12 protein-coding genes are annotated in these 11,934 nt (G+C 34.9%); all 12 read right to left on the bottom strand.

Going from position 1 to position 11,934, the window contains the following annotated elements; genetic code table 11:
• Positions 1-11 precede the first annotated feature (11 nt).
• Positions 12-386, bottom strand: coding sequence for a diacylglycerol kinase (locus ACNC7R_RS16740; RefSeq protein ID WP_417942186.1), 375 nt, complete (start codon positions 384-386; stop codon positions 12-14).
• 9 nt (positions 387-395) lie between these two features.
• Positions 396-893 carry a thiol peroxidase gene (gene tpx, locus ACNC7R_RS16735; protein ID WP_417942185.1) on the bottom strand — a complete coding sequence of 166 codons (498 nt, stop codon included), beginning with the start codon at positions 891-893 and terminating at the stop codon, positions 396-398.
• A 309-nt stretch (positions 894-1,202) separates the two neighbouring features.
• The gene (locus ACNC7R_RS16730) at positions 1,203-1,460 is read right to left on the bottom strand and encodes a DUF6952 family protein (protein WP_008462029.1); all 258 of its coding nucleotides are present in this window, start codon (positions 1,458-1,460) and stop codon (positions 1,203-1,205) included.
• Positions 1,461-1,585: 125 nt separating this feature from the next.
• A complete protein-coding gene (locus ACNC7R_RS16725) occupies positions 1,586-1,894 on the bottom strand; it encodes a thioredoxin family protein (RefSeq protein ID WP_417942184.1) in 309 nt (102 codons plus the stop codon).
• A 225-nt stretch (positions 1,895-2,119) separates the two neighbouring features.
• The gene (locus tag ACNC7R_RS16720) at positions 2,120-2,758 is read right to left on the bottom strand and encodes a peroxiredoxin (protein ID WP_073416931.1); all 639 of its coding nucleotides are present in this window, start codon (positions 2,756-2,758) and stop codon (positions 2,120-2,122) included.
• A gap of 123 nt (positions 2,759-2,881) precedes the next feature.
• The gene (locus ACNC7R_RS16715; protein WP_417942183.1) at positions 2,882-4,495 is read right to left on the bottom strand and encodes a glycoside hydrolase family 3 protein; all 1,614 of its coding nucleotides are present in this window, start codon (positions 4,493-4,495) and stop codon (positions 2,882-2,884) included.
• 2 nt (positions 4,496-4,497) lie between these two features.
• Positions 4,498-4,947, bottom strand: coding sequence for a GNAT family N-acetyltransferase (locus tag ACNC7R_RS16710; RefSeq protein ID WP_417942182.1), 450 nt, complete (start codon positions 4,945-4,947; stop codon positions 4,498-4,500).
• Between the two features lie 182 nt (positions 4,948-5,129).
• Positions 5,130-5,471, bottom strand: a complete 342-nt coding sequence (locus ACNC7R_RS16705; RefSeq protein ID WP_417942181.1) for a hypothetical protein — start codon at positions 5,469-5,471, stop codon at positions 5,130-5,132.
• Positions 5,472-5,492: 21 nt separating this feature from the next.
• Positions 5,493-6,812, bottom strand: coding sequence for an MFS transporter (locus ACNC7R_RS16700; protein ID WP_417942180.1), 1,320 nt, complete (start codon positions 6,810-6,812; stop codon positions 5,493-5,495).
• Positions 6,799-8,370 (bottom strand): glycoside hydrolase family 10 protein, encoded by a 1,572-nt coding sequence (locus ACNC7R_RS16695; protein ID WP_417942179.1) that lies wholly within the window; start codon positions 8,368-8,370, stop codon positions 6,799-6,801. Before ACNC7R_RS16695 ends, ACNC7R_RS16700 begins: the two co-directional genes overlap by 14 nt.
• Positions 8,371-8,571: 201 nt before the next feature.
• Entirely contained in the window at positions 8,572-9,780 is a 1,209-nt protein-coding gene (locus ACNC7R_RS16690; RefSeq protein ID WP_417942178.1) for an anhydro-N-acetylmuramic acid kinase, read from the bottom strand.
• 555 nt (positions 9,781-10,335) lie between these two features.
• Entirely contained in the window at positions 10,336-11,934 is a 1,599-nt protein-coding gene (locus ACNC7R_RS16685) for an IPT/TIG domain-containing protein (RefSeq protein ID WP_417942177.1), read from the bottom strand.

Raw genomic sequence — 11,934 nt, 5'->3', positions numbered from 1 at the left:
GTGTTTTTTGCCTATATAAATTTTGGTATATAAATAATCAAGCCTATTGCTATTGCTGTCATTGCGGCAAAAAATACTGCTCCGGCAGCAATATCTTTAATAAAACCGATTTTCTCGTGATAATTTGGGTGAATAAAATCGGCAACTTTTTCAATAGCAGTGTTCAGTCCTTCTACACTAAGCACCAGACCAATTGCAAAGATTTGAAAAAGCCATTCTTCATGGGAAATATTAAAATAAAAACCGCCAACGGTTATTAGTATCCCAAGTGAAAACTGTACCATTACACTATGTTCGGTAGTGATCAGTTTTAAAGCACCCTTAAAAGCGTATATTACGCTTTTAAGTCGGCCTTTAACAAAAGTATTGTCTTTTTGAAATTCCATTTAATGGTATTATAGTACTGCTAAAGCAGCTTCGTAATTTGGTTCGTTAGCAATTTCAGCAACTTGTTCTGTATGAATAACTTTTCCGTTCTCGTCAACTACAATGATAGCTCTTGAAAGTAAACCTTTTAAAGGACCATCAATGATGTCTAAACCATTTGTTTTTCCAAAAGATCCATCCTGAAAATCGGATAGGTTTACTACATTTTCTAAGCCTTCAGCACCACAAAAACGTTTTTGAGCGAAAGGTAAATCTTTTGAGATACACAAAACAGTCGTGTTTTCTAATCCGCTTGCACTTTCGTTAAATTTTCTAACAGAAGTAGCACAAGTTCCTGTATCAACACTAGGGAAGATATTTAAAACTAATTTTTTACCAGCGAAACTGCTTAATGAAGCTACTGATAGATCATTTTGTACTAATTTGAAATCAGCTAATTGTGAGCCAACTGCAGGCAATTCGCCTGATGTATGAACTGGATTTCCTCCTAAAGTTATTGAAGCCATGTTTTTGTTTTAAATTAAATGAGGTTCAAAAGTAAGGATTAAAATTTGAATCTAAAAGTATTTGTTATGGGTTTAAGGATAGATTAAGAACGGTTTTTGGATAGGCGTGAATTCACTAATCAGTCTTTTATTTTTTAGATAATATTGGCATGATTTTGAAAGTATGAATAAAAGCTGGGATTTCGGAGTTTTATTAAAGCCGTTCACCCGGCTCGTCCAAAGTATATTTTAAGGCATAAAAAAAGCGTCTTCAATTAGAAACGCTTTTTTGTTATGTTTTTTTGTTTTTTCTTTGAAAAGTAAGCTCGATTATTTATCGATAGAACCTAAAACACGTTTCATGAACGTATTTAAAGCTTCTTTTTTATCGGTTCCCTGAGCTACTAATTTTTGTACTTCAAGGGCGCCGTACATATTTGAAATCAATTCGCCGATTACGTCTAATTCTTCGTCTTTCAGAGAAGGAATTTCGGTCATCGCTTCCAGAACTTCGATTGTCTCGATGATATAATCCTGATCGTTTTCTTCGATGAATTGCGTTAAATGCTTGATTACGGGTAATTTCATATTTAGACTTCTTAGATTTTTAGACTTCTTAGACTTGCTTAGATTTTTGGACTTCACTAGATTTTGAAACAAAGATTCAGAGAATCGAAGTAGTCTAAAAATCTAAGCAAGTCTAACAATCTAAATTAAGCTATTTCGTTTACAAGATCGATTAAAACTTCTTGTTTGTTTGTTTGCGTTTCGCCAACTAATTGTCCGTTTACGAAAGTGGCGAAAGTAGGCAGGTTGCTTACGTTAGCTAATTTTCTTGATTCAGGAGCATTTTCTGCATCAACCAAAACAAAAGTGATAGCTTCATTTTCTGCTGCTAATTTTTTGAATTTTGGTTTCATAATACGGCAATTCCCACACCATGAAGCTGAATATTGTACTACTACTTTTTCGTTTTTAGCAACTAAATCTGCTAAGGTATCTTCGTTTAAGTCGATTAACATAGTTTTTATTTTTTAGACACTAAGCTACTAGGGCTCTAAGATGCTAAGTTTGCTCTCGAACCGAATAACTTTGTGTGGATTTATTTGATGAATTTTTTAAGTCGTTGAGATTCTAAGATCTAATTGTAATCTTAGAATCTCTTGACTTTTATTGTAGAATTGTATCTAAGATTCAAAAGTTAAGTTAAAAAACTTAGCAACTTAGAACCTCAGTATCTTAGAAGCTTAATTAGCGCTTAAGTATTCAGCAGTACTGTTTCTGTCAGCAGTCATAGCCTCTTTACCAGCTTCCCAGTTAGCAGGACAAACTTCACCTTTAGTTTGGATGTGTGTGTAAGCATCAACCATTCTTAAATATTCGTTTACGTTACGGCCTAATGGCATGTCGTTTACACTTTCGTGGAAAATTTTCCCAGTTTCATCGATTAAGTAAGTAGCTCTGTAAGTTACGTTTGAACCTTCGATGATAACTGAATCTGTATCTTCGCTGTAGCTTGTAGATTCGATATCCAAAATACCTAAAATGTTAGCTAAGTTACGGTTTGTATCCGCTAAGATTGGGTAAGTTACACCTTCGATTCCACCATTGTTTTTTGGGGTATTTAACCAGGCAAAGTGAACCTCGTTTGTGTCGCAAGAAGCACCAATCACGATAGTATTTCTTTTTTCGAATTCTGGTAATGCAGCCTGAAAGGCATGTAATTCAGTTGGACATACAAAAGTAAAATCTTTTGGATACCAGAACAATAGAACTTTTTTGTTGTTGTTTACTGCTTCTTCAAAGATGTTAATTTTTAAATTATCACCCATTTCTGAGATAGCATCTACTGCAATACTTGGGAATTTCTTTCCTACTAAAGACATAATATTGGTTTTACGTTAAAATTTATTTCTGATGCAAAAGTAGGTTAGAAGTGAAGGTTTTACAATAAGATGTGATTATTAATGCTTATAAGTTGATAAATTTTGACTATGTATTGTTGTAATTCATTGAATATCAATATTTACTGGTAAAATTCCTTTAAAAGTATTTTTCTCCAAAAATTGATTTCCGGCTGTTTTTTGAAATTCTTCAAAGTCCTGATAGACCTGAATTAATCCAGAAGCTTTTTTTAGATTTGGAATTTGCGATATAATATACGGATTTCCGAAAACGTAAACAATGCATTTTTTTGTTTGAATCAGATCCGAAAGCAATTCAAAAACTTCGTCATTTACTTCAAAGTTATTCAACGGTTTTGCTTTCGGAACAAACAATGAAATGATGATAGTTTCGAAATTTTCTAATTCGTTTTTAATCGCTGAAATATCCGAAGTTTCTATGTTTTCAAAAGCATATTCTGGTGAAGCTAATGAGGTACTTAAAGTTTTGAAAAATGTATTTTCGGTATTTTTATATAAGCTCAGTTTAGCTAATGTGTTGTTTTTATGAGCCTCACGAGCTAAATCTGAAATTCCGTTATCGATAATTTGAGTTATAGCATTTTGAGCAATTTGAAGATTTAATTGTGAAGCTTTTTCGAAATCCAATTCGCCAGAACTAAAAGTTTTATTCGAAAATAATCCCGCTTTTTCTTTGGCTTTTCTGATTCGTTCATAGCTTTCAAGAATACGATCTGGCGAAGCATTTTTAAATATCGCTTCGATTCCTTCCGGAACATTTTCGGCGAAGCATAAAATATCATTTCCAGCATTGAAAGCTTCCCATTCCAGCTGACCTTTGGTTTGGTATAATTTAGAAACGCTGTGCATGTTCAAAGCATCAGAAATGACTAAACCGTCATAACCTAATTTGTTACGCAAAAGATCCTGAATAACAGCTTTTGACAAGGTTGCAGAAGTGTCTTTTCCGTCATTTAAACTCGGAACAGCCAAATGTCCAATCATAATCGAGTCGACATTATTTTTAATTCCTTTGATGAAAGGATATAGCTCGTTTTCCAGTAATTCTTCAAGAGTTTCTTTTAAAACCGGCAATCCTAAATGCGAATCGACATTGGTATTTCCGTGTCCTGGAAAATGTTTCAGACAGCCTAAAATGCCAACTTCCGACATTCCTTTTAAATATTCAACCGCAAAATGGGCTACTTTTTCTTTGTTTTCTCCAAAAGAACGATACCCAATAACCGGATTATTTGGGTTGTTGTTAATGTCTGCCAAAGGAGCTAAATTGTAATGAATACCAGCTGCTTTTAAATCCAGTCCAATTTGTTTTCCAACTTCGTAAACCAAATCGGATTTGTTTTCAGGTAGAGCGCCAAGCGTAATGGCATATGGATATTGCGGTGTTTTTTCAATACGCATAGCCAAACCCCATTCGGCATCGATGCTTATTAATAGGGGAGTTGTAGCAGCTTTTTGATAGCGAACGATTAATGCTTTGATTTTTTCGTAGCTGTCATCATTGAAAACAATTTTCTGTTTGCTTTCGTAATTCGTGGCAGCGCTTGCCCGACTGTGAAAAAAGGTCAGTCCGCCAATATTATAGTTTTTTATAAGGCGTTCTGTTTCCTGAATATTTTCTTCGGTATCGTTTATAAAAACGGCTGGAAAGAAAAATTGTCCTATTCTTTGTCGTAATGCTTCGGCTGTCATTTTCATTATTATAAAGTCTTTTTCATGCAGACACTATTATCCATTTTTTCGTAAGGCGGATAATTGGGTATTATGGAATAATTTAATTTTTGATATAAGTTGATGGCTTCGGGCTGTTTTTTCCCGGTTTCAAGAATGGTATAGGTGTAACCAACTTCCTTAGCCCAGATTTCGAGTTCTTTTAAAATGGCAGAAGCAATCCCTTTTTTTCTGTAATCAGGATGAACATACATTCGTTTAATTTCGGTTGTGTGAGGTTCTTTTTCGCGGAAAGCACCACAGCCAACCGGAATTTCGTTTTCGTAATACACGATGGTATGTTTTATTTTATCAGTTTTGTTATATTGATTGTAAAAAGCATGATCTTCACCATCTCTGATTGCTAAATCCTGATCTAATAAAGCAACCAGATTGATAAAATCATTATCGTCTGAATTAGTTCGTTTTATTTTAATCATGATTGAAAATTTATTGATCAGTATCGTTTCATTTTTTAACACATGGAAACATAGCATTTAGTCCTCGGAAAAGACGTTTCACTATATACAAATACACATAGCTACGTGTTGAGAAATGAGTTTCTCTTTTTATTCTTTTCAGACAAAAAATCTATCTTTTTATCTGTTTAAAAGAAATATTCTTATTTCAGCTTTTTTTTCTTTTGTTTTTCCAGTTGTTTTTTAGTTTCAATTGCTTTTTCCAGTCGGTTTTTAAAGCGAAAGAGTTTTGGAAGCCCTTCTAACCGGTCTTCGAGTGTGATTTCTTCATAAACTACAATAGCTTTTTCTAAAACCCTGATTTCATTGTCCAGATCCAGCTGGTTTTTGTAAATATTTGCCAGTCTGTCGTATGGATGGTTTCCTTTAAAGCTTTCTGCAACATTTTCTTCATACAGTTCAATTGCTTTTTCAAGATCTCCGGTTTTTTCGAACTCAGCGCCTTTCAGGTTGCGTTCTGCCTGCAAATTTTCATTGATTTTCATAGGTAAAAGTTTGATTTGGGGTTAAACTTCTTCTGATTTTTTTCCGAAATCTTTCGGAAAAATTAAAAAACGTGATAAAATAAGACCTGGAATTGTAGCTATGAAAACCCAGATAAAGAAGTTCTGATAGCCTAAATATTGTTGTATAAAACCGCTTAACATGCCAGGAAGCATCATTCCCATAGCCATAAAACCGGTTGCCAGTGCATAATGTGCTGTTTTTGATTCTCCTTCGGCAACATGAATCAGATACATCATAAATCCTGTAAAACCAAAACCATATCCAAACTGCTCTAATATGACTACAAGGCAAGTGTAGAGATTAAGGTTGGAATTTATTTCGAAAAAATATAAGTTGATGTGAAGGTGAAAAAGCTCTTCAGGTTGAAAATGAGCTAATCCAATAAATCCAAGGATAGGCAGGTGCATTGCCAGAAACATAGGAAGCATCCATTTGGTAAGACCATGCTTAGAGATTGCAATGCCACCTAAAATACCACCAATCGTTAAGGCCAGAATTCCTAAAGTTCCATAAATAATACCCACAGCCTCAGTGTCCAGAGCCATACCGCCCAGTTCTTTCTTATCTAACAAGAATGGACTTAACATTTTTAGTAATTGTGATTCTCCTAATCTAAAAACTAAAATAAATGCCAGAACCAGACCAATTTGTTTTTTCTTAAAAAAAGTCACAAATACAGTACCGAAGCTTAAATGGTGGTCTTTATTGCTTTCAACAACATTTATTTCGGTTTTTGGTGTAAAAACGAAATTATAAAGTGTAATAAATGTCATTAATAAACCAACTGCAATCATCGTGTACGACCAGGCTTTTGTATTATCTCCGTATTTGTGTTCCAAATAGCCTGCAAACAACACAATTAAACCATTTCCTGAAAGCATTGCAAGTCGGTAAAAAGTACTTCTGATGCCTAGGAAAAAAGATTGCTGTTCTTTTCGCAATGCTAATAAATAAAAACCATCGCTGGCAATATCATTTGAAGCCGAAGCAAAAGCCGCGACCCAAAAGATTGCGAGAGTCATCATGAAAAATCCACTAGTCGGAATCGTAAAACCAACCAGCAAAAATGCAATCGAAATAAGTAACTGCATTGATAAAAACCATTTTCTTTTGGTTCCATTCAACTCAATAAAAGGACTCCAAAGCGGTTTTATAACCCATGGCAAATACAATAAACTGGTGTAAACACCAATATCTTCATTGGAAATTCCTAAATTTTTGTACATTATTACCGAAACCGAAATGATGACGGCATAAGGAAGTCCAGATGCAAAATTAAGAAGCGGAATCCAAAACCAAGGGGTGTTATCTGTTTTCATCAGGTTGTGCTGGGGAATAGATGTTGAATGTCTTTTTTAGGTCGATAATAGTTGGTGTACTTTCGTTTGCAAAATAGTCAATAAATGTTACAGCACAAGCTTTATACTGATTCATTTTTGCTGTTGGAACCGAAAATGAAATTGTTCCATTGTTTTGACAGGCTGTTATTTTTTCAACAATTTGTCTGGCATCAGTAATATCGATTTTCGAAATATGTTCTGCTCCGTAAACCACCATGTATCTCACTTTTGTATTTAACGGCGATTTGATGTTAAAGGTGTGCTGCAGACTGTCTTTTTGGTACTCCATTACAATGGGTGTATCAATAATAACACGTTTTAAATTGGGAACAGCCGGTGGAAGAGCCGGATACTTATATTGATTTTCTTCTAAATATCTCGCAATATCAAAGTTTTTGTCCATGAACCATTTGGCACTAAAATAAGCACTTCCGCTTACGTTTTTGAAACTTCTCAAATAATCAATCTGATTCGGGATCTCTGACATAAAATTCCAGCTTTTGTCACCGTCAGCTCTAATTTTATAGGATGAGTGACCAATGTAGATTGCAGTGTTTTTCGAATTTTCAGACCACCATTTTACTAATTTAGAGTAATTGGCAACGCGATTGTTCATACTCCAGTACAACTGGGGCAGGATGTAGTCGATCCATTTTTGGTCCATCCATAAAACCGGATCGGCATATAAATCGTCGTAATTAGAAGTGGATTGTGTTTCAGAACCTTTTGGATCAACCGATTTATTTCGCCAAACCCCAAACGGACTGATTCCGAATTGCACCCACGGTTTGCTGGCTTTTATAGTGGTAGAAATCGTGTGTACAAAATTGCTCACATTGGCACGGCGCCAGTCGGCAAGAGACAAACCGCTTCCATATTTTTTGTAGGATGCTGTATCATTAAAAACTTTTCCTGGAACAGCATACGGATAAAAATAATCATCAAAGTGAATGGCGTCGATGTCGTATTTATCTACTACTTCTTTCACCACTTTGGTTAAATGCGACTGAACTTCGGGCAAAGCCGGATCATAATACAATTTTCCGCCATATTCAATCATCCATTCCGGGTGTTTGAAAATGTCGTGATTTGGACTTAATTGCTGTTTGTTTAAATCGAAAGTAGCACGGTATGGGTTCATCCAGGCATGAAATTCAAAACCTCTTTCGTGTGCCTGCTCAATCATCCAGCCCAATGCATCGTAATACGGATTGGGAGCCTGACCTTCCTTTCCTGTTAAGAATCTTGACCACGGCGCCAGTTCTGAAGGGTAAAAAGCATCACCAGCACATCTAATCTGAACGATTACGGCATTGTAATTCAGTTTTTTGTAGGTCTCTAAAATTTCAATATAATCTGCTTTTTCTTTTTCAACACCGTCTAGGGCAGTCTTGGGCCAGTCAATATTTACAACAGTTGCGATCCAGACACCTCTAAATTCGTTTTTAGGATGTTTGGCTTTTTCCTGCGAATTGATGTTCCATCCAAAGAAAAATAAGAATATGATAGGGTATATTAGGTGCTGATTTTTGTACATTTCAATCTTTTTTTAACAGAAACCAAAAATAGGCTTAATTTTTTTTCTGCCACGAATTCACGAATTTTTTTTAATCAAAGTTTTTTCGCCACGAATTCACGGATTTATTTAATGATTGAACGCAATCCAATCAGCATATTCGTTTAATAATCTATTTTTCGCATAGATTAGCGATAAATTCGTGAATTCTTGGCCAAATCTTTAATCCGGAAACGAAATTTTACCCATTGTTACAGAAGGGATTCCTTTCTTTGCTCCAAAATTGTAATCGCCTCCGGCAACTGTTTCATTGGCTAAAACAGCAAATAAAACCGCTTCTTTTGCATCGCTTAAAATGCCCAGATCATCACTTTTTTGAAATTCGCAAGGCAATAATTCTTTTAACCATTTCACCAATAACGGATTATTTGTACCGCCTCCTGACATATATACTTTAAAATCCGCAATAGGTGTTCCGCTGTTTTTAACCACAAAATGAATCGCTTCGGCAATTGTCTCTGCGCTCAGGCGTGTTAAAGTTGCCAGCAAATCTGGTGCCGAAATGTTTTCGAGTTTGGTTTTTGAAAGGGCAGAATCGACAAAACCCTTGTTGAACAATTCCTGACCAATCGTTTTTGGAAAACTTTTCTTGAAGAAAGCATCATTTTTCAGTTCCGTTAAAAGGGTTTGATTTACGGTTCCGCTTTGGGCTATTTCGGCGTCTTTATCGTAACTTTTTTCAGGAAAAAACTGTTTGGTGAAAATGTCAATTAAGGTATTGGCAGTTCCGGTATCGGTTACAAAAACGTCCTCAGCGTTAAGGGAAGCGGGCAAATAAGTGAAATTTGCGATTCCGCCCATGTTGAGCATGATTCGGTTTTCGCCTTTTTTACTGAACAACAAATAATCGCCATAAACGGCTAATGGCGCGCCTTCGCCACCCGCTGCAACATGTTTTTGCCTGAAATCGGAGAGTGTGATAATTCCGGTTTTTACCGCAATATGATCGCCATCGCCAATTTGTAAAGTCGCATTGGGAAATTTTTCCTCCTGATGCAAAAACTTTGGAGCGTGTAATACCGTCTGCCCGTGCGAAGCAATTAAGTCAACTTCGGGTGCCGGAATATTCCATTTTTGAAGACAGTCGTTGACCATACCAGCATGCAAAAGACCAATCCATTCGTTAAGTAAAGACAAATGCTGAAAATCGATTGTTTTTTTAGCAAAAACTTTCCTGATTTCAGTTTTAATATCTTCTGAGTAAGGGATAGTTTCAAATTCGAGAATGATAACGTTTGTGTTTTCGCCCGCTCCCGAAATTTCACACAACGCAATATCTAGCCCATCAAGGGAAGTTCCGGACATTAGGCCAATTATTTTTCGAGTTTCTTTTTGAGCTATATGATAAAGAGCGGTTATGTTTTTGTTCATTTGAAATGAATTTTTAAAGATGCCTTGTATTTGGAATACGAAAATCAGATTATTTTGGATATAAAGTTATCGTTTTTAGTCAATTTTTGGATGTTATATTACATTTTCAATATTCAAATTTGTGCTGTAAATCTAAAAGAATAAAGATCAAAACTATTTCTTTTTCTATATTGGCTTATAAGCAATTTGAAAGATTAACCATTAGTGTCAGAATAATTCTTTAATCTCAGTAATAAGAATGTAAAACAGAAAGGGGATGATTTTGAAATCGTCCCCTTTTAATTTTTTTCTAAATTATTGATTAGCTACAATTCGAATAGTATGTTAATCCACTAGATATGTTTTTATCGTACTTTAATTCTGTATTAGATTTTTTTTAAAGGATTTATAGCGTTAAATCTAGACATACTGTCGATTCTTGATTATAAAATCATTTAGACAGAAAGTCACTTAAATTTAAAACTAAATTATCAAATGAATATCTGTTAAAGTATTGTCATGTTTCGATATTTAATACGATATATTACATAGAACATTTGTGTAATCATAGATAAATTATGTTGCAAGTTTAACATATTTTATTCCTAAAATATCTTGATTCTGGATTTTTAAACGGATGATTAATTCTTCATTAACAGTTCCCGCAAAAGTTTTTATTAATATTCCGTTAACGTAGAATTTCCAAATTCCAGCTTTTCTTTCCAAAATACCTTGTTTACCTGTAGGATCTCCGTAAGCAATTGTTGATGTAGCATCTCCTGAATCTTCTGCTAAATAATTAGCAGCTCTTAAATTTCCACCATTTGATGCGCCAGGTCCCCAACATCTCCAACCCATCCAGAATTTTATTATTCCATCTGTTGTAGAAATTAACTGGAAGTTTCCTTTTGATGGCCAAAGATCGTATGTCATAGAAAAAGGACTTCGACCACCAACTCCTATTATTCTAAAATCTTCATTTGCAGGTATAATTTTCCAATCTGCTCCTTGAATTGACACATTGGTTGAGACTTTAATGCCTCCATCTTCTGATACATTTGGTGTAGATAAAAAGTTTGTCCAAGAATATGACTTTGGATAATCAACAATACCTAAAATAATCATTAACATATTGTTAAATGTTGCTGAAACTCCATTATTTAAGGTAATTGCAAAACTCCCTTCAGTAGTACCGGTTGTAACATTTACATGAACTTCATTATCACTTATGAATGTTACGTAATTAACTGTTTGACCGGCTATTGCAACTGTCATTGACGGAGTAAAAAACGATCCTTTTATAATGATATTTCCCGTTGTACTCGGTAAATAAAAATTGGGTGATATTTCTCTAAGATGAGGAGCCGGCAATGTGGCAATAGTATATAATTTCATATTACCATTAGCATCAGTTCCCAGTACTTTATTTGCCGGATTAACCCCATCATTACGTGTAGATGGATAATTACTAAGACGAATGTCTTTATTCAAAAAATCTGTAATTTCGATAACGTTTGCCGCTACAATTGCAGGCTGGCCAACACCAAAGCTGCGGCCTCTGAGATTTAATTCAAAAGTTCGCCCAGTGTCGGATGTTGTGTATTTTACGACTTCATTTGGTCCTACCACTAAGACAGGATTAAGACTATTTATATAGGTAACAAATCCGGCTACGTTTTGAGTCACTAAGGCTGTTGACAGTATTGTTTTTGTTGTTGTGGTTACATTTGTTAAACCTGAAAGTTTCGTTATTTCGGCAGTATTGATGAGTCTTTCACCGGCTGCTTTATCAACTTTGTTTGTGTGTAAAAGTTTCCCCATTTCGGCTGTCAATGCTTTTGTGGTTCCGCCTGTAGTCAAATCATTTACTAAAATGGTACTGAGTGAATTCTGCACTGTTTCAATTGCATCCCCTAATTTTTGGATAGTATTTAGGTTAACATTGTCAGAAACTAGCAATTGGTTTATAGTATCAATTAAATCTTTTAGTGCTTTACCCTGTCTGGCATCCAGAGCTTTCCCTTCAGCAGTATAATCAAGCGCATTGTAGCTATCCGCTTTTATTTCGCTAATATCTTTAAATTCTAATTCTCCAATTGTATTGGTTAAAAGTATTTTATCCGGCTCATTTTTTTCTAAATCAGCCACTTTTATTCTGTTATGATTTATGCTCAT

Source organism: Flavobacterium adiutor, from assembly GCF_048282555.1.
Lineage (GTDB): Bacteria > Bacteroidota > Bacteroidia > Flavobacteriales > Flavobacteriaceae > Flavobacterium.
Note: the sequence above shows the minus strand (reverse complement) of the source record. Positions and strands in the feature narration are given on the sequence as shown.

What these genes read in the sequence shown, in the direction of transcription:
- ACNC7R_RS16740 (WP_417942186.1), bottom strand. Translation starts at nt 386, where the DNA reads ATGGAATTTCAAAAAGACAATACTTTTGTTAAAGGCCGACTTAAAAGC.
- tpx (WP_417942185.1), bottom strand. Translation starts at nt 893, where the DNA reads ATGGCTTCAATAACTTTAGGAGGAAATCCAGTTCATACATCAGGCGAA.
- ACNC7R_RS16730 (WP_008462029.1), bottom strand. Translation starts at nt 1,460, where the DNA reads ATGAAATTACCCGTAATCAAGCATTTAACGCAATTCATCGAAGAAAAC.
- ACNC7R_RS16725 (WP_417942184.1), bottom strand. Translation starts at nt 1,894, where the DNA reads ATGTTAATCGACTTAAACGAAGATACCTTAGCAGATTTAGTTGCTAAA.
- ACNC7R_RS16720 (WP_073416931.1), bottom strand. Translation starts at nt 2,758, where the DNA reads ATGTCTTTAGTAGGAAAGAAATTCCCAAGTATTGCAGTAGATGCTATC.
- ACNC7R_RS16715 (WP_417942183.1), bottom strand. Translation starts at nt 4,495, where the DNA reads ATGAAAATGACAGCCGAAGCATTACGACAAAGAATAGGACAATTTTTC.
- ACNC7R_RS16710 (WP_417942182.1), bottom strand. Translation starts at nt 4,947, where the DNA reads ATGATTAAAATAAAACGAACTAATTCAGACGATAATGATTTTATCAAT.
- ACNC7R_RS16705 (WP_417942181.1), bottom strand. Translation starts at nt 5,471, where the DNA reads ATGAAAATCAATGAAAATTTGCAGGCAGAACGCAACCTGAAAGGCGCT.
- ACNC7R_RS16700 (WP_417942180.1), bottom strand. Translation starts at nt 6,812, where the DNA reads ATGAAAACAGATAACACCCCTTGGTTTTGGATTCCGCTTCTTAATTTT.
- ACNC7R_RS16695 (WP_417942179.1), bottom strand. Translation starts at nt 8,370, where the DNA reads ATGTACAAAAATCAGCACCTAATATACCCTATCATATTCTTATTTTTC.
- ACNC7R_RS16690 (WP_417942178.1), bottom strand. Translation starts at nt 9,780, where the DNA reads ATGAACAAAAACATAACCGCTCTTTATCATATAGCTCAAAAAGAAACT.
- ACNC7R_RS16685 (WP_417942177.1), bottom strand. Translation starts at nt 11,934, where the DNA reads ATGAGCATAAATCATAACAGAATAAAAGTGGCTGATTTAGAAAAAAAT.